This window comes from Pseudoalteromonas sp. CuT4-3 (assembly GCF_035666335.1).
Classification (GTDB): Bacteria; Pseudomonadota; Gammaproteobacteria; order Enterobacterales; family Alteromonadaceae; genus Pseudoalteromonas; species Pseudoalteromonas atlantica.
The window spans coordinates 2,249,657-2,267,337 of record NZ_CP142030.1; the positions used below are offsets into that span (position 1 = coordinate 2,249,657).

20 protein-coding genes, 1 pseudogene and 1 other annotated feature are annotated in these 17,681 nt (G+C 40.5%); of the genes and pseudogenes, 14 read left to right on the plus strand and 7 right to left on the minus strand.

What is annotated here, in order from left to right; all coding sequences use genetic code 11:
- The 6 genes from rsxB to nth are packed head-to-tail and all read left to right on the plus strand — an operon-like array spanning position 1 to position 5,899.
- Positions 1–555 carry an electron transport complex subunit RsxB gene (gene rsxB / locus VOI46_RS10270; protein ID WP_324738001.1) on the plus strand — a complete coding sequence of 185 codons (555 nt, stop codon included), beginning with the start codon at positions 1–3 and terminating at the stop codon, positions 553–555.
- 8 nt (positions 556–563) lie between these two features.
- Positions 564–2,807: an electron transport complex subunit RsxC gene (rsxC, locus tag VOI46_RS10275; protein WP_324738002.1), complete on the plus strand. Its 2,244-nt coding sequence runs from the start codon at positions 564–566 to the stop codon at positions 2,805–2,807.
- Entirely contained in the window at positions 2,804–3,862 is a 1,059-nt protein-coding gene (gene rsxD / locus VOI46_RS10280; protein WP_004589481.1) for an electron transport complex subunit RsxD, read from the plus strand. Before rsxC ends, rsxD begins: the two co-directional genes overlap by 4 nt.
- Positions 3,859–4,497: an electron transport complex subunit RsxG gene (gene rsxG, locus VOI46_RS10285; RefSeq protein ID WP_004589482.1), complete on the plus strand. Its 639-nt coding sequence runs from the start codon at positions 3,859–3,861 to the stop codon at positions 4,495–4,497. Before rsxD ends, rsxG begins: the two co-directional genes overlap by 4 nt.
- Positions 4,494–5,192: an electron transport complex subunit E gene (locus VOI46_RS10290; protein ID WP_004589483.1), complete on the plus strand. Its 699-nt coding sequence runs from the start codon at positions 4,494–4,496 to the stop codon at positions 5,190–5,192. The genes rsxG and VOI46_RS10290 overlap by 4 nt, the downstream gene beginning before the upstream one ends.
- 44 nt (positions 5,193–5,236) lie before the next feature.
- A complete protein-coding gene (nth, locus tag VOI46_RS10295) occupies positions 5,237–5,899 on the plus strand; it encodes an endonuclease III (protein ID WP_004589484.1) in 663 nt (220 codons plus the stop codon).
- A 363-nt stretch (positions 5,900–6,262) separates the two neighbouring features.
- On the opposite strand, the gene VOI46_RS10300 is transcribed toward nth, so the two are convergent.
- The 3 genes from VOI46_RS10300 to VOI46_RS10310 all read right to left on the minus strand — a co-directional run bounded on the left by VOI46_RS10300 (position 6,263) and on the right by VOI46_RS10310 (position 7,298).
- Entirely contained in the window at positions 6,263–6,478 is a 216-nt protein-coding gene (locus tag VOI46_RS10300) for a GDCCVxC domain-containing (seleno)protein (RefSeq protein WP_076916053.1), read from the minus strand.
- Entirely contained in the window at positions 6,466–6,855 is a 390-nt protein-coding gene (gene merC / locus VOI46_RS10305) for an organomercurial transporter MerC (protein ID WP_024601094.1), read from the minus strand. The genes VOI46_RS10300 and merC overlap by 13 nt, the downstream gene beginning before the upstream one ends.
- A gap of 65 nt (positions 6,856–6,920) precedes the next feature.
- Positions 6,921–7,298 (minus strand): MerR family transcriptional regulator, encoded by a 378-nt coding sequence (locus tag VOI46_RS10310; protein WP_010557530.1) that lies wholly within the window; start codon positions 7,296–7,298, stop codon positions 6,921–6,923.
- Between the two features lie 1,033 nt (positions 7,299–8,331).
- Here VOI46_RS10310 and VOI46_RS10315 point away from each other — a divergent pair.
- Positions 8,332–8,904 carry a YolA family protein gene (locus tag VOI46_RS10315; RefSeq protein WP_013463092.1) on the plus strand — a complete coding sequence of 191 codons (573 nt, stop codon included), beginning with the start codon at positions 8,332–8,334 and terminating at the stop codon, positions 8,902–8,904.
- 43 nt (positions 8,905–8,947) lie between these two features.
- Here VOI46_RS10315 and VOI46_RS10320 read toward each other — a convergent pair whose 3' ends face one another.
- The 3 genes from VOI46_RS10320 to VOI46_RS10330 form a co-directional block, all read right to left on the minus strand.
- Positions 8,948–9,385: a hypothetical protein gene (locus VOI46_RS10320; RefSeq protein ID WP_013463093.1), complete on the minus strand. Its 438-nt coding sequence runs from the start codon at positions 9,383–9,385 to the stop codon at positions 8,948–8,950.
- A 240-nt stretch (positions 9,386–9,625) separates the two neighbouring features.
- Positions 9,626–10,006, minus strand: a complete 381-nt coding sequence (locus VOI46_RS10325) for a hypothetical protein (protein ID WP_024606317.1) — start codon at positions 10,004–10,006, stop codon at positions 9,626–9,628.
- A gap of 172 nt (positions 10,007–10,178) precedes the next feature.
- Positions 10,179–11,398 (minus strand): IS3 family transposase gene (locus tag VOI46_RS10330; protein WP_223230517.1). Its coding sequence is split into 2 segments (ribosomal slippage): positions 10,179–11,110 and positions 11,110–11,398, totalling 1,221 coding nucleotides; the frame shifts between segments, so codons are not numbered across the junction.
- Positions 11,004–11,120, minus strand: a sequence feature (AL1L pseudoknot). It overlaps the preceding gene by 117 nt.
- Positions 11,399–11,637: 239 nt before the next feature.
- Here VOI46_RS10330 and VOI46_RS10335 point away from each other — a divergent pair.
- Both VOI46_RS10335 and VOI46_RS10340 read left to right on the plus strand, forming a co-directional pair.
- Positions 11,638–12,129: a hypothetical protein gene (locus VOI46_RS10335; RefSeq protein ID WP_282338754.1), complete on the plus strand. Its 492-nt coding sequence runs from the start codon at positions 11,638–11,640 to the stop codon at positions 12,127–12,129.
- A gap of 106 nt (positions 12,130–12,235) precedes the next feature.
- On the plus strand, positions 12,236–12,955 hold the full coding sequence (locus VOI46_RS10340; protein ID WP_024606314.1) for a hypothetical protein: 720 nt from the start codon (positions 12,236–12,238) through the stop codon (positions 12,953–12,955).
- 38 nt (positions 12,956–12,993) lie between these two features.
- Here the strand turns inward: VOI46_RS10340 and VOI46_RS10345 are convergent, their stop codons facing one another.
- Complete coding sequence (locus VOI46_RS10345; RefSeq protein ID WP_282338748.1) at positions 12,994–13,179, minus strand: hypothetical protein; 186 nt, start codon at positions 13,177–13,179, stop codon at positions 12,994–12,996.
- A 113-nt stretch (positions 13,180–13,292) separates the two neighbouring features.
- Between VOI46_RS10345 and VOI46_RS10350 the strand changes: the two genes are divergently transcribed.
- From VOI46_RS10350 to VOI46_RS10370, 5 genes and pseudogenes are all read left to right on the plus strand, one after another.
- Positions 13,293–13,550: a hypothetical protein gene (locus VOI46_RS10350; RefSeq protein ID WP_282338746.1), complete on the plus strand. Its 258-nt coding sequence runs from the start codon at positions 13,293–13,295 to the stop codon at positions 13,548–13,550.
- Positions 13,551–13,554: 4 nt separating this feature from the next.
- A complete protein-coding gene (locus tag VOI46_RS10355) occupies positions 13,555–14,145 on the plus strand; it encodes a DUF1629 domain-containing protein (RefSeq protein ID WP_024605456.1) in 591 nt (196 codons plus the stop codon).
- A 21-nt stretch (positions 14,146–14,166) separates the two neighbouring features.
- Positions 14,167–14,344 (plus strand): annotated as a pseudogene (locus VOI46_RS10360) (integrase); the annotation flags it as partial.
- A gap of 247 nt (positions 14,345–14,591) precedes the next feature.
- Positions 14,592–16,127, plus strand: coding sequence for an ISNCY family transposase (locus VOI46_RS10365; protein ID WP_039972460.1), 1,536 nt, complete (start codon positions 14,592–14,594; stop codon positions 16,125–16,127).
- Positions 16,128–16,353: 226 nt separating this feature from the next.
- Positions 16,354–17,673, plus strand: a complete 1,320-nt coding sequence (locus tag VOI46_RS10370; RefSeq protein WP_282338411.1) for a hypothetical protein — start codon at positions 16,354–16,356, stop codon at positions 17,671–17,673.
- Positions 17,674–17,681 lie beyond the last annotated feature (8 nt).

The following is a 17,681-nucleotide window of genomic DNA, read 5'->3' on the forward strand; positions in this document are numbered from 1 at the left end:
ATGACCTTAATGTATGCCTTGATAGCGCTTGGCTCGCTAGCGCTTGTTTTTGGACTTATTTTAGGCTTTGCAGCTATTCGCTTTCGTGTAGAAGGCGACCCAATTGTTGAGCAAATAGATACCATTTTACCGCAAACCCAGTGTGGCCAGTGTGGCTATCCGGGCTGTCGCCCCTACGCTGAGGCAATTGCCAACGGGGATGAAATTAATAAATGCCCACCAGGCGGAGAAGCAACGGTTAAAAAGCTAGCCGATTTAATGGGCGTAGAGCCTAAACCGCTTGCCGGTGGCGAACAAGCAGAGCCGATAAAAACAGTGGCCTATATTCGCGAAGACGAGTGCATAGGCTGTACTAAGTGTATTCAGGCATGCCCTGTGGATGCCATTGTTGGTGCTACACGCCAAATGCACACTGTACTAATAGAAGAATGTACCGGCTGCGATTTATGTGTAAAGCCCTGCCCTGTAGATTGCATTGATATGCTGCCTGTAGCCGAAACAAAACAAAACTGGAAATGGCAACTTGATGCTATTCCTGTCACGCAAATAGATTAGAGGTTTGAGTGGAAAAGTTACTTGAACAAATTAAAAAAGGCACTGTTTGGGCATTCCCGGGCGGCGTGCATCCACCACAACAAAAAACACTCTCTAACAGTGCGCGTATTGCTAGGCTTCCTCTACCTGATAAGTTAGTTGTACCAATTAAACAGCACATTGGTGCTAACGGTAAATTAATTGTAGAAAAAGGCCAACAGGTATTAAAAGGCCAAGCACTTACCGTACCCGTTGCGAATTGGTCTGTGCCTGTACATGCGCCCAGCTCTGGCACCATAACAGATATTGCTTCTATGCCTTCGGCACATCCATCGGCTTTACCTGAGCTAAGTATTATTATTGAGCCTGATGGCAAAGATCAATGGTGCGAACTAACCCCAACACCTAACCCAAGTGAGCTTAGCCACGATGAATTAGTCGATATAATTCATCAAGCAGGTATAAGTGGTATGGGTGGAGCAGGCTTTCCTACTTATGTAAAAGCCGATATAAAACAACCTATTGAGTTTTTAATTGTTAATGCTGTTGAGTGCGAACCATACATAACAGCCGACGATGTGTTAATGCGTGAACATGCCAAGCAAGTAGTGCAAGGCATTGAGCTAATGCAACAAATTTTAAACCCGACACTGTGTATTGTTGGCATTGAAGATAATAAGCCCGAAGCCATAGCGGCTATGAAAAGTGCCGCAGAGCACAACGCCAATATTGTTATTCAAACGGTGCCTACTGTTTATCCATCGGGTGGCGAAAAACAATTAATTAAATTACTTACAAACCGTGAAGTACCCAGTGGCGGTATTCCTGCCGATATTGGTATTTTAGTACACAACACAGGAACTTTGTTTGCTGTGCAGCAGGCAGTGTACGAAGGTAAACCGCTTATTGAACGCGTTGTTACAGTAACAGGTAACACCATTCATAATGCGGGTAATGTATGGGCATTATTAGGCACCGAAGTTAAGCACCTGCTTGATTGCCAAGGTTTTTCACCCGTACCCCAGCAGCGCGTTGTAATGGGCGGGCCGATGATGGGCTTTACCTTACCGACTGTGCGTATTGGGGTAATTAAAACCACCAACTGTATTTTAGCTCCCGATCATAAAGAGCTGGCAGAGCCTGGCCCTGAAAAAGCCTGTATACGTTGTAGTGCCTGTGCAGATGCCTGCCCAGCTTCGTTATTACCCCAGCAATTACAATGGTTTGCAAAATCAAAAGAATACGACAAATTACAAGAGCACAACTTATTTGATTGTATTGAATGTGGCGCGTGTGCGTATGTATGCCCAAGCGAAATTCCACTGGTGCAGTATTACCGCGTAGCAAAAGTAGAAATAAAAGAGCAACAAGCCGAAAAAATTAAAGCCGATAGAGCAAAAGAGCGCTTTGACGCCCGTAAAGAACGCCTAGAGCGCGAGCAACAAGAACGTCAAAACCGCCATAAACGTAAACCAGCGGCAAAAACATCAGATGAAAAGCAAAAAGTAGCGGATGCCCTTGCCCGCGTTAAGAGCAAATCATCAGATGGCGATGAAAAATCAGCTGTAGCCGCTGCAATTGCCCGCGCCAAAGCAAAAAAACAGCAAGGTGAAGAGCTAGAGCCAGATAACAGTGAAGTAGCTAAAGAGCGTGCACTACGTAAAGAAAAAGCACGTAAATATAAAGAACAAAAAGCTGCCGAGGGCGAGTCATCACCAGCATCTGATGATAAAAAGTCAGCCGTAGCTGCTGCTATTGCCCGCGCTAAAGCGAAAAAAGCGGCGCAAGCTGAGCAAAATGCTGAGCCACAAAACGATGAAGCAACCGCCCCAGCTGATGATAAAAAAGCTGCGCAAGCTGAGCAAAGTGCAGAGCCACAAAGCGATGAAGCTCCCGCCCCAGCTGATGACAAAAAAGCAGCAGTAGCTGCTGCTATTGCGCGTGCTAAAGCTAAAAAAGCGGCGCAAGCTGAGCAAAATGCAGAACCACAAAGCAATGAAGCCCCCGCGCCCGCAGATGATAAAAAAGCAGCGGTAGCTGCTGCTATTGCCCGTGCTAAAGCAAAAAAAGCCGCTAAAGAAGCAGAGCAATCAGCAGCAAGTGAACACAGCGCACCTGAACACAGCAATGAGCCACAAACCAGCAGCGGTTCAGACTCTGAGAAAACGGCCTCTGAGCAAACTGCAGCAGAGAAGAAAAAAGCCGCCGTGGCCGCCGCAATAGCGCGCGCCAAAGCTAAAAAGTTACAAAAAGAAGGAAATGATCAGTCATGAAATTAACCATGGCCAGTTCGCCGCACAACCATAGCCATAAGTCGTTAACGCGATTAATGCTAACCGTAATTGCTGCGTGTATTCCTGGGCTAATAGCGCAAGTGGTATTTTTTGGGACTGGCGTACTTATTCAGTTAGTACTGGCACTTGTTGCTGTAAGCGTATTTGAAGCAGCCATTATGTTAATGCGTAAACGCCCTGTTTGGCCTGCATTGAGTGATGGTAGTGCTTGGCTTACTGGTGTGCTGTTAGCACTGAGTATTCCGCCGCTGGCGCCTTGGTGGGTCATTATTATTGGCTGTTTATTTGCCATTGTGATTGTAAAGCAACTTTATGGTGGGCTTGGGTTTAACTTATTTAACCCAGCAATGGCCGCATACGTACTACTTTTAGTCTCGTTTCCGGTGCAAATGACCGCTTGGTTACCCGTTACCGATTTACTTAATGCCCCAATTGGCTTTATTGACCAATTACGCCTTATATTTACTGATTTTACCGCTCTGGGCTTTAGTGTTGATCAAGTCCGTGCCGGCGTTGATGGCCTCACCATGGCCACCCCGCTTGATACAGTTAAAACCGATGTAGCTCATGGTCTAACTGTTAGCGAAAGCATGCAAAAACCGATTTTTTCTCAATGGGCTGGGCTTGGTTGGCTATGGGTTAACCTAGGCTTTTTAGCCGGTGGTTTATACCTTTTAAAAGCTAAAATTATAAACTGGCATATTCCAGTAAGCTTTATAGGCTCACTAGCGCTGTGCAGTGCCATTGGCTATATTGCCGCGCCGGGTACCGAGCCGGGTATGGTATTTCACCTATTAAGTGGCGCGACCATGATGGGCGCATTTTTTATCGCCACCGATCCTGTTTCGGCTGCAACTACCAATAAAGGGCGCTTAATTTATGGCGCATTAATTGGCTTGTTGGTGTATTTAATTCGCACCTTTGGTGGCTTCCCTGATGCGGTAGCCTTTAGTGTATTATTAATTAATATTGCTGTACCGCTGATTGATTACTACACCCAACCACGCACTTATGGCCACGGAGCAGTAAAATGATTATTTCATCAATGGCTAAAAATGGCGCGATATTAACCGCCTTTGCACTGATAACAACAGGCTTAGTTGCCTCAATTGATGCCTTTACCGCCGATAAGATTGCCGAGCAAGAACGCTTGCAACTAACCTCACAATTACAAGAGGTATTAAACCCAAGCAGCTACGATAATCAGCTCAATACAAATTGCGTAATTATGAGCGATGAACAACTGGGTCCTTACCCCGAGCAAGTTATTTACCGCGCTTATAAAAATCAGCAACCTGTTGCACTTGTAATAAGACACATAACACCTAGTGGTTACAGTGGCGATATTAACTTATTAACCGCCGTACTTGCTGATGGCACTATTGCCGGCGTTCGTACTACTAAGCACGAAGAGACGCCCGGCTTAGGCGATAAAGTAGAAGTTAAAAAGTCGCTGTGGATCACTACATTTAACGATTTAACGGTTCAAAGTGAAGACGATGCCCGTTGGGCGGTAAAAAAGGATGGTGGCCAGTTTGACCAATTTACCGGCGCAACAATTACCCCTCGCGCCGTGGTAGGCTCGGTAAAAAATGCCGTATTATTTGCAAAAACTAACTTTGACGCCATTTTTAAACAGCCTAATGCTTGCCAAGAGGTAACACAATGAGTGAGTTAAAAACCTTATACAAAGAAGGCGTATGGGCTAATAACCCCGCGCTAGTGCAGCTACTCGGTTTATGCCCGCTTTTAGCTGTTACATCAACTGTAACCAACGCGCTCGGCCTAGGGTTAGCCACTTTATTAGTTTTAGTAGGCTCTAATATTACTGTTTCAGTTGTGCGTAATTGGGTGCCTAAAGACATTCGTATTCCGGTATTTGTCATGATTATTGCAGGCTTTGTGACCATAGTTCAGCTACTTATGAATGCGTACACCTTTGGCTTGTATCAATCATTAGGCATATTTATTCCACTAATAGTAACTAACTGCGCCATTATTGGCCGTGCAGAGGCATATGCCTCTAAAAACCCTGTTCACCTGTCTGCATTCGACGGCCTAATGATGGGCTTAGGCTTTATGGCCGTACTGTTAGTGCTAGGTGCAATGCGCGAACTGATAGGCCAAGGTACATTATTTGATGGGGCCGATTTGCTCCTAGGGCCATGGGCACAAAGCCTACGCTTGGAAATATTTAGTTTCGATAGCCAGTTTTTACTCGCTATTTTACCACCCGGCGCCTTTTTAGGGCTTGGGCTGCTAATAGCAGCAAAAAATGTTATTGACGCACAAATAAAATCAAAACAAGTAACGCCGCCAGAAGCCGAAAAAGGCCCACGCGCACGTGTTACTAGCTTAACTTAAGGGGAAAACGCATTAACGCTATTAGCTAATGCGTTTTAAGTTGCATGAATAAAGAAAAACGTCACCAAATACTCTCGCGCTTGCGCGAGCAAAACCCGCATCCAGAAACCGAGCTTGAATACTCGAGCCCATTTGAGCTACTAGTAGCCGTTACGCTCTCTGCACAAGCCACCGATGTAGGGGTAAATAAAGCCACCCGTAAATTATTTCCGGTTGCTAATACGCCACAAGCCATTTTAGATATTGGCCACGATGCGCTTCGCGATTATATAAAAACCATTGGCTTATTTAATTCAAAAGCCGCAAACGTGTACAAAATGTGCCAAATATTGGTTGATCAACATAACGGCATTGTTCCCGAGAACCGCGAAGCTCTAGAAGCCCTACCCGGTGTTGGCCGAAAAACCGCAAATGTCGTGCTCAACACAGCCTTCGGCTGGCTAAAGGATAATGAAGGTAGATACTTTTTAGCAGTAGATACTCACATCCAACGTCTTGCAAACCGTTCGGGTTACGCTAAAGGTAAAACTGTTGAGCAGACAGAACAGGCCATAATTAAAAATACGCCAAATAAAAAAGAGTTTATGTTTAACCTCCATCATTGGTTTATTTTACATGGGCGCTATACGTGTACAGCGAGAAAACCAAAATGTGGAAGCTGTATAATCGAGGATTTGTGTGACTATAAAGAGAAAACTGAGTCATAGCTAAGAGTAGTTACTTTTTAGTTAGTATAAACCTTTTAACAGCCACATTTTTTAGTTTCCATTTAATAAGTTGGCTATTTGGTTCTCATATGAGCCTTTATTAGGCCAGCACCAGTTAAATTGAAAATTTGCGTTAACTTAAGAATAATTTGAATTTAAGCAAGGTGTTGCAATTAGATTATGATTTATTAATTAGAGCCCAGCTTAAACCTAAAATTTAAATACAGAATTCATTGGAAGCTATTTCTGGTTTGTGCCAAAAGCAGCCCTTGAGTGACTTAGTGATAAAGGCTGCAATGATACGATTGCTGACATTTCACTATTTCTTTTTATGCCTTCTCATTGCCATTAATAGACTGTCATTTAGCTATCGCAACAACTTTGACCTTCTTGAATTGGCGGGCATTTCACTGTTCCATAAGAGCAATATACGCAACAATCGCCTTTCAAAGGCTTTAGGAGAACTTTGCAAGATTCACATTCATAATACCACTGGCAAGCGTTGGTTGGCATTTCTTCAGTTTTACTGAAGCCACACTCAGGGCAAGTAATGGTAGAATTTAACTCTATACTTTGCATGTTTGCTCCTTCAAAGGTTTAACAATGTCTAATACGGACATTACAATCATCAAACAAATACCTACATAAAACAAATAAGTGCTCCATTCGTATTGCCATAGTGGATAGAGGGTTAACAAAACCGCTATAGGGCCAATAACCCCAAGAATACCTCTCGCATGATTTTGGTTTTTATACCAGTTATACAAATTTACCAACAATGCCAGAGTTGCAAATATAGGTAACAAGGTATTTACAGCAATTCCCTCAAAGTGAGAGAGAAAGCCTAATCCTAATGCTGATGCTAACGAGCCGAGTGCGGGGAAGCACCCCGTACAACTAAGAGCCGCAAGCCAAACACCACCTGAGCTAACTTTATCTAAAATCTTATTAATCATTTTTAACGTCTAACATTATTTGAATGATTTGAGTATGAACTCCGTAGGTAGGTACGGAGTCAATACTATTTTAGCGAATCGATTATTGGGCAGTGGGATTGATCGTTATTGTTGCGGCATGAATTAGTCATTTCTTTTATGACGACTTCTAAGCGTTGAAGGTCAGCTATCTTATTTTGAATTACGTTCAATTTCAGCAAGCCTAGGGATTCTACTTTGGCACAATCGCCATCCATTGACATCAATGAAGCCACTTCTTTTAGAGTAAAGCCAAGTGCTTTGGCCTTACAGATGAATTGTAATTGTTTGGTGATTGAGTCGTCATAGACACGATAACCATTTTGAGGTTTTTGAGGCTGTTTTATCAAGCCTTCCCGCTCATAAAACCGTATAGTTTCTACGCCTATATCAAGTTCTTTAGCCAACTTGCCTATTGTTTTCATCGTCCAACCATAAAATCAACTTTAATCATGACATTAGTATATCAATACGAAGTAAAATTGCTCGAACTACAATGACTGGTTTTCGCTCTTTTGAGGCATTCGCCTCAACACGTTTTGGGGCAAAGGTGAGTTATATTGATAAATCGTCGATGGACAGAAACGTGTCAGGGACTTTTCTAAATTAGCAACGCACAGATAGCAATACGTACGGCTGTGTTTATCAGACCTGTTTATTCAATAACTTTATCGAGTCCGTTCAAAAGTACCGTTCACATCACGCGTGTAACTTTCCCGTGTGCAATTCGTTATTAGCGCTTACATGGCAAGGCCTCTAGGTTAATACGACAGTGTAACCTAGAGTGCCGCCGCACCTGTTTTTAATGTGAAATGGTAGATACACCGGCAATTATTTTAATAAATACTCACCTTTTGCTTATTCGTAAAAGTGCTATGCGTTAAATTATGATTAAGCGGAACTAAGGCGACAGGTTAATTTTTTCAGCGCCGCAGATAGTTAAAAAATTTTGTTAGTATCAAAGAAACATAAAAAATGAAGGTAACCAGGCACGAGGCCTGGTTGAAAATCAACGATAGTAAAATGGCATGGATGCCACGTTCTAACCGCCAATCTTTTACGGCAATTTAAGATTACACTGCGGTTGGGGCACTATCAATATTAATGAGCACGCGAATGAAAATAGATATTCATTATAAAGTGAAAGTAGAAGGAAGGTTTTCTATTAATTTAATTTCCCTAATTTCTGTAGCCCAATTGGTTATAAGTTTAATAGGTTAATTGTTAGGTAGGGGGTATTGCAGGTCAAAGTGTGATACCCCATTATTTTAGCCGCTAAAATTAAAGTTTCACCGGTGAAACTCAGTTGTTGGATGAAGGTCTTGTGTTTGATTTTCTGCTATCAGTTAACAAATATAAAAATTAATTATTTATCATTATGTTTTCATTTTTTGACAATGCTAAAGGCGTGAACTATAAATACCTTTCAATTGATATTAAAAGGGAAATTCAAGGACTATGAAAATAAATTTAATTAATTGCCTGCTATCTGTAGTCATAGCAACTGGTGTAAGTAATATGAGTTATGCTGAGGAAGTTCCGCGCAGTCAACAAGTAATTACCTCCCTTCCTGTACTCACTAGTCAGAATGCTCCAGCTCCTGCCGAAATCAAAAACATCCGCATGGAGTCTGAATTAATGGCTCGAGCATCAGCTCCGCCGCTATCTTCAATGTGGGTATATGCTGTTGGTTCAACTGATTGTGGGTGGGAGTCCACTGTTGGTATGACAACAACTGCATGTGATCATGGGGGAGAGCAGCTGCGTACTGCTGTTTTAGAAATTGGTTATGGTTATAATCATATTGCTTGGATGAACGGTGGGTTACTTCCGAGTTCCACAATGTACTCAAGTACGCCTGTTTGTGTGACTGGTAGTAATTACACATGGCCTTGTACCGCTGGGCAAACTGTCGTGGGTTTCCTCAATGAATACAATGTCGATGGTCATCAAAACGGATTATTCAAATACCAAAATACTTCGACTAATTCGCCATGGAATACTATGTCAGTCCAGATCAGTATTCTTTGATTTATTAATGATGTAGGCCAGACATTCTGGCCTTTTTATATTTCTAAATACGAATGTTAACACCAGTACTTTTGTCTTGCATGATAGACATAGCTGATTCTAACATCTTCAAAGTAGTCTCGTCATTGCGTGACAGTGCGCCTTGGATGCCATCACGCGTTTTTTGAATGAAGTTATATCGTGTTTCATCACTGTGTGCACCTGCCAGTTCGCCTCCATTTACGGGTATTTTCATAGTCATAGCCATGAAAGGCCTGCCGTCATCGAGAGACATTTCTCCATTGCGGATTTGAGTGTTGGCCCAGTCCCGCATTTCTTGCCGGGTCATACTAGTGAAATCCGCCTGTTTTGTGCTGCTGTCAGTCTTATCATTGTCTGTTTGTGCTGCTGTTAATGCAGCCGAAAATGACGTTGAGGCCTCTGTTGAAGGCTTGGTACGCTGGTTCCCATTAAAATAATGTACGTTTGCATCAACTCGCATAGGTTCTTTTCCTTAGTATGATCGTATGAGTGATATTAACTGCAAAACCTGCGCCATAATTATACACTTATAGTCTTTTGAAAACGCCTTTAAAAAGTTTATTTAAATTAAGTTGTTGAAGGTAATTCATCGTAAAGTGAAAAGCTTAATACAGAGGTGTTGGACGGCAAAGGCTTTCCGGTAACTGGAATATTTACTAATAGGCTTGGCTCATAGGCCTTAAATTATTCAGGATAAAGCCTAATAAAAGAAGGTTTTGAAATAAGCAATATTAAAGTGAAATATTGGGATCGAGATTGATACAAAGATGAGGGATATAGAAATCAATATCCATTTCAATTTTTTGATTTCTTTTAAGTGATTTGCATTTTTAAGCGATTCATTTAGCCGCTGAATATTTAGTTCAACTTCGTGTACAGTCTCCTGAGAGACGAGCGCTAAATCTTTAATACTATCAACAGAGCTTTTTAAGTTTTTCTCTGTTGCTAGTATATGAGTATCAACGCTCTTAATTTCCAGTGATTTCTTCACATATTCAGATAAAGAAATACCTTCCTTTTGCGCCTCACTACTTAAAGACTCTTTTAATTTATCGTCAATTCGGATGCTTAGAATAGCCATTCTAAAATACCTCTGATGTATACGGGTGTAAACAAAGCGTATACGCCTATTTTTAAAGGCGCAACAGGTTATTTTAGATGAAAACTGTGTATGACAAAATGAGATAATAGGCACGCTGTCGAATGTATACAAATGAATCGCCCCGAGTTCATCGGAGACCAGTTTGTTTAAGTCAGGCCACTTTACCTGACTCGTTTAAATTATCATAGTAGTCTGTTTCATATTGAGCTGGTGAAATATACCCAATTGAAGATAATAAGCGTTGATTATTAAACCAATTGACCCACTCTAACGTTGCGTATTCAACAGCATCAACATTCTTCCACGGGCCATTTCTGCGAATAATCTCTGTTTTAAATAATCCATTTATTGTTTCAGCCAATGCATTGTCATAAGAGTCACCCACACTGCCTACAGACGCTTGAATTCCAGCTTCAGCAAGTCGCTCAGTGTATCGTATAGACAAATATTGGCTGCCTCTGTCGCTGTGGTGAATTAACCCTTCGGGGTTGCCACGATGCCAAATAGCTTGCTCTAACGCATCAAGAATAAGCTCTGTGTGCATTGTCGTTGATACACGCCAACCTACAATGTATCGTGAAAAAACATCTATCACGAAAGCGACATAAACAAACCCACTCCATGTGGCAACATAGGTGATGTCAGCTACCCAAAGTTGATTTGGCTGCTCAGCAGTAAATTGACGATTAACTAAATCAAGTGGCTTATCTTGTTGCTCGTCAGGTATCGTTGTCTTATGTGCTTTACCCCGACGAACACCTTGAATTCCCATAACTCGCATCAATCGTTCGACTGTACAGCGGGCGACTTGATGGTCGTCAAGCTGTAGCTGCTTCCATATTTTTCTTGCACCATAAACTGACATATTATCCTCCCACACTTCGCGAATGAGTATTATCAGCTCAGCATCACGCTTTTTGCGGTTAGACAGTCGCTCAGGCTCTCTTTGTATCTGTTTATGAGAATAATACGTTGATGGTGCAATCGGCAATTCCTTGCAAATTGACTCGACACCGTAATGCTCTCTGCAAGCATCAATAAAATCCACTATTACTTCTGTTTGCGGTCGAGCTCCGCTTGGGCGAAAAAAGCGGCAGCTTGCCTCAGGATATCATTCGTTCGCTTGAGCTCTTTATTCTCGCGCTCTAAGACGGCAAGGCGTTCTTCAGTTGATTGCGTATTAGAAGAGGGTTTAGACGGTTGAGCTTGAGATTTCTTGACCCATGCTCTAAGTGTTTCTGGGGTACATCCCAGTTTATCTGAAATCGATACTAGCGCAGCCCAAAGAGAAGGGTATTCATGCTGTTGTGTGGTAACAAGCCTAATTGCACGTTCACGAAATTCTGATGTATAGCGATTTGATTTTTTCATAGTTCCAGTTTCTCAAGTTATTGAGTCTCTGGCAAACACGGGGCGATTCAGGTCAGCTACGCTGGATAACACCGCTTAAATTATATCATCGTACTCATACAGGTTTTGGCATGCAGTATTGTCCCCTATGCTTAGCTGAAAGTACAGACGCTTATTATCGAATTGCTTGGCGAGTGGCTTTTTATACTTTTTGCCCAAAACACTTAATACTCATGGAAGATAGGTGTAGACATTGTGGAATGGCAGTTGCTTTTCACCGAATAGAGCTTGGAAAATATCACCAGTTAGATGCTCCAGATCTAGCGGTGTGTTGGAAATGCGGGGTAAGTTTAACTGATTTCACTCCTATTCCTGTTAATATTTGGCACCAGAACGTACATCGAAGGTGGAAATGGAAGTTAGCGGTATTAGACCGTGGTTTTGTTAATTCAGGTCAAGTAAAAACTCAGAGGCTTAATTTACTGCATCAGCTTTGTAGAATTATTGCCTCACACTCATTGGCTCCCGATTTACAACAATACTTATGTGACAAAACAAATATGCCGTATCAACATATAAGTGATGTAAAAATAGCATTTGAGCAGCGCTCTTTATCTGAGCGGCATTATATTTTAGAGCTCGCATGGTGGTTAATCGAAAAATACCCAAGGAAGATAAATGAAGCCATTAAGTATAAAAAACTACGCCCACATTACCTCTACAAAGATATGCCGAGTCTAAGATTTAAGTAATGCTTATTATCTATGTATATTAAGTTAATTTTTCTTATTAGAAACAACTAAAGTAAGATAATAACCTGCCGATAACTAGTAATAAATAACGAACAAGGAAAATGATATGAAAGTTAATTCAAATGATACTAATCTAGCATCGCAGTTTATATCGAACGGTTCAGAAGTGAAAATTAATAAACCTGTAAATGGTAAAGAACAAATAAATAGTGAAATGGAGCGACTAGCTAAGGACATATATCATAATGATCAGCCTAAAGAGCCTAAAGCGACCTATGATAAGCCAATGAATATATCAACAAATAATGTTGTATCAACAAGGGAAGCAGAAGAAAAAGCGTTAAATAATATTCGAATCGCTACTGTGAATCTTTATATGCCGGGTGGTGAAGTTTCCAACTCTGTTGAAAAAATGTTTACTCAGTATGACAATATTGTGGCTGAAATAGCGGCCGAACAACCATCATTAGCGAATAAAGACTGGGGGATATCAATCAGTCAATCAGGTGAGCTAGAAGTTACAGGTTCTATTAATGATAAAGAGAAAAGTCTGATATCTGAAAAATTAAATGACAACGGGGATTTTGTGGCCGCAGCTAACGAGTTTAAATCGAGCTTTCTAGAGCACATTGACTTGGGAGTTAGGGGGTGGTCAAGTTACGACGTAAACGAAGATAATTTCTCAAAAATATTTGATTTAAAAGAAATTCTGGATAATTCACAAGGAGGAGAAAGCTTTAAACAGGCTTGGAATAAGGACTTTAGTTGGCTTGAGTTAAACGATAATATCTCATCTCAACTTAGAAGAAATGCAGAACGAGAGTAATTTATTGCGAAAGGGCCTCATTTAGAGGCCCTTTTAAATTATGAAGGTTCGCTAGAAATTAAATCCTGATCGCAAATATGACCAAAATATACATATGGCACATTATCGCCACCTATCCCAATAGTGTCTATTTCTCCATTTTCATCAAGGCCTCTATTTGTTGGTATTACAATTTGCCAAGCACCAACTTCGACATCTGATTCCCAAACATTTTTATACCCCAAGCTATATTCCGTATGTAAAATACCCTTAACATTCGGAGTGCAAGAGTTTAAATTTATTTGATCTGATATCTTTCCGTTAGTATTTGATAACGCTTGATATGAGGTTGAAGTATTTGCTTGATCATGAAGCTAATGGCGTATATTTACCATTACATAAAGCTCACGTTCCTCTGGAGTCAATGCCTGACGCTTATGCACACGCAACCATCCATACGAAAAAATATTATTTGAATGTAGAGTTTCTTCTTGACCAGTCAATCAACAAGGGATTAGGACACAGAGGGATAATTGAAGCATTACGTCAAATTTCAGATGGCCTTGAAGATGGTGAATTCCCAATCCATACAAAACTAAGTGGAACTCAGGTTTAATAATATGAAAAGTTTTAATAAAGTATATGGTTTTAATATAAACCCTGATTTATACCTTTACCTCAATGAAACAGGTTTCGAGCAAACGATGCAATTAACAGAAGGCCAAATTTTACTTTTTGATGGCCATTCAATGACAGATAACTGGCGCACTCTTGGAGTTAACTGGCTCATTGATGAGCATGATGTAAACGCTGGGCTTCAAATACCAGATATTGCAGGACTAGGAGCTACTTCTTATGTTTTATCAAAAGAAGTTAAAGCAATAATGGAACCTAATTTAGGACACAATGTTGAATATCTTAAATGTGATTTGCAAGGTGAAACTTGGTATGCGCTAAACCTAGTTGGTTTTGAAGATGCTCTAAACCACGACCTTACTGAGCACAATTATAATAAACGTGGTGAAATAAAAATGATAAAGCCGTTCAAGCGCTTAGTAATAGATAAGTCAAAAGTAGAAAATACAGCTTTATTTCGCACAAAAGAAACGGGATTGAGTTACATAACTACAGATGCAGAAAATAGTTTTTACTCTTTAATAAAAGAGAATAACCTTACTGGAATCGATTTTCATGAAATAGAAGCTATCTAGCTTTACAAGAAGCTCAAACATGTAGATAAGACCCAATATGGTACTCATTCAATGAGACGTACCAAAACATCACTAATTTATAAAAAACTAAAAAGCCTTTCAGCTTCTACTTGGCCATAGAAAACTAGAAAGAACTGTCAGGTACTTAGTAATAGAAGTTGATGATGCGTTAGACCTCTCAGAACAGATCGAAGCTTAATTTGAATCTAAGTTAAGATCTGGCATGTGCCAATCTTTGACTGTCAGATTTAATTGAGCCCTGTTAATCGAATCTGAAAGATGAAACTAAGACTTATGCATTTTAGTGTTAACACCAAGCGACTTTGTCGTATCTTAATTACCAAGCGATTCTGTCGTAATCGCTAATTACCAAGGGAATTTGTCGGTCACTTTTTTACGTGTCTGTTAGTGTTTTGTTTTTGGAATACTAATAAGGCATGTTGAGGATGATTGTGATGGATTCAAAAGCTCAACTCACTGTTGATATTATTGCTAAAGTAGCAGAAAACAGAATAACAATTGGCAATGCAGCAAAGTTACTTAACAAGTCACGACGTACAATTGAACGCTACGTCAAACAATATCAGCAAGTCGGTATTCAATTTGCTATTCATGGTAATCGTGGCAAAGCCCCGCCAAATAAAACACCAGTATCAATTAAAAAAGCCGTGCAAACTCTGATTAAAGAAAAGTATTTCGACTTGAATCTGCTTCACTTAGCTGAGCAGTTAGCAATCAATGAAAACATCGTAGTTAAGCGCGAGACCCTACGAAGTTGGGCGCATGATATCCACCATGTTAAACGCGCTAAACGAAGACGTAGTAATGTTCGCAAACGCAGAGAACGCATGGAAGCTCCGGGGTTAATGATGCAAATGGATGGTAGCCCTCATCGTTGGTTTGGTGATAAAAAGCACTGTTTAGTTATCATGATTGACGATGCTACTAGTGAAGTATACGCCGAGTTCTTTCCTTCAGAAACGACCGTAGGTTGCTTAAAGGTAATGCGAGACTGTATTGAAACCCAAGGTGTGTTTAAAACGCTTTATGTAGACAGAGCTGGTATATTCGGCGGGCCAAAGCGTTGCAACTTCTCTCAAATGCAACGCGCCTGTGAAGAATTAGGTATTGAAATAATTTTTGCTAATTCACCACAAGGTAAGGGGCGTGTTGAGCGTGCGTTTGATACCTTCCAAGACCGACTTGTGCCGGAGCTTAGGTTAAATAATATCAATGATATTGCTGGGGCTAATGCTTACCTTAAACATGTCTTTATTCCTCAATACTGGCAAACTAAAATACAAGTGAAATCGAAACAACGTTCTGAGTTCACACCATTATCAAAACACACCAACCTAGACGATATCTGTGTCATCAAAGATCACCGTAAAATACGTAATGATCATACCTTCAGCTATGACAACAAATTTTACTTGATTGATTCACCGCTCAAATACTCGATTGCCAATCAAAAAATAGAAATTAGAAAAACGAGCAAGAAAGAGTTTACTGCTCACTTCGCTGGACGACAGCTTAAAATATCAGAGGTAAACGAACCAAGTAAACTTGCATCAGAAGACTTGGCTGTACAGAAAAAGCTTGAAGTATTAGCGCTAATTGAGGAGCTTGGAAGTGTCAGTGCAGCCTCACGTCAAAGTGGCGTATCGCGAGATACTATTCACCGTCACTTAAAGCTGGTTAAGCAAGGAGGGGCTGATGCTTTAAAACGTCAAGAGACTCCAAACCTGCGACATAAAAATTGTGTAGATCAAGCGATAGAAGATGCGGTTGTGCAATTCTCAATTGAGCATCCACATCTTGGTCAACAGAAAGTCGCAATGAAGCTGACTGAGTCACTTGGTGTTGATATTAGTGCAGGTGGTGTGCGCAGCATGTGGCTTAGAAATAACTTGAACACTACCGCACTGAGAGTTGAAAGATCGCAAGTGTTACAAGAAACCGCACAAACTGTAGCCCGTTAAATAACTGGCTGGTATGCTATTTACGTCAAAGTCGCTCGGTAATTAGACCGACATAATCCCTTGGTAATCACACTTATGCATTTTAGTGTGCATTTTAGTAGATTTTTACATTTTTGTATTTATTTCTAGACAAAAAAGTATGTTTAGTACCTAAAATAGGTTTGCATATTAATCATGTGAGAATATGGTGGTTTAGGAAATAAAATTAACTATAAGGACATATCATATGAAAAAAATATTTCTCCCTTTGATTTTACTATTTGGAGCTAGCTTTCAGACTCAAGCTCTAGATGTAGAGCCTATGAATAATAAATACTCTCAAACTAAGAATATGGAATCGTTTGAGTTAAACATCTTACAAAGAAGCACGCTGGAAGATATTATACAGAATGCTAATTCAGATAAACGAATTGATGCTGAAAGTGAAGATGGACTTAAAGACACATTCGGAGATTTAAGTCGAAAAGTTTCTTATTCGGGTGTTGAAATGCTAAACATGAATTTGAAATTTGAGGGAATAGCTTCACCTAACATCTCTTTAAAGCCAACTAATCTAACGTATGGCAGAGATTTAAAGTTAAGAAGTGTTGAGTTCAAATCACAAAACAAAAAAATAAAAGCTAGGCTGTATTCATTCGAGGAGAGTAATGAAAGTGCTGAGCCATCTGAGCTTTATTATGAGTTAATTGTTAGCACTAATGAAAGTGAAAAATTCATAAGGTTTTCAGCGGATTGGGAAGTTATTAGTGCTACAGAGACAAAGCGACTGCAAAAGCCCTCCCAATCGGGTGATCACACAATAGAAGTAAGTGATGGGTTAATTAAAGACAACTTAGTTGCTGCTCCTGTTAATTCTTATGCATCAAAGTCTATTAATGGCTGGGCTGTAAAAATGCCGTTAGATCCAAAAACATCTCTAGAAAACACAATAGGTCCTGGCGTCTTGTGGTTAATACATCCAAACATAGCTAAAAGAATGAAAGAATATAAATTCAGACAGTATATGCCTGTCCCTGTTTTGAGAGGCATAACTGATATTATAGATGGAGAAGGTAATATCAGTGGAATGAGGTACTATACAGCTCATGAAAATACTAAATTCGGTACTGAGCGGTACGCGTATAGTTTACCGCCGGAGGATGTTTGTCCACAAGGTAGATGCAGTAGGAATTTTTCTCAGTTATTGTCTAAAATGGCCAATAGTCAAAAGCTAAGAGAGATGCGTAAGGCATGGAAAGCAGACGTAGTGCTATTTATTCACCCTTTCTTTGATTCAGTAAGTGGGGTCGCCGGAAAAGCCTATAAGCCAGTTAGGTCGGGTGATAGAAATAATAAACACTTGGCTTTTGCTGTAGCCAGCTGGGGTTTTAACACTTATGCGAACGAATACTACGCTATGCATGAGTTATTTCATTTGATTGGTTTAGGTCATTCAGCGCATAGCTCAGGACAGCCAGGCGTATCTCCGGCAAGGGCTTTTATTGGTAAGTACACAGACAGTGACAAAGATAAAACCACTTATGGCGTAAGAAGTTTTATGGCGTAAGAAGTTTT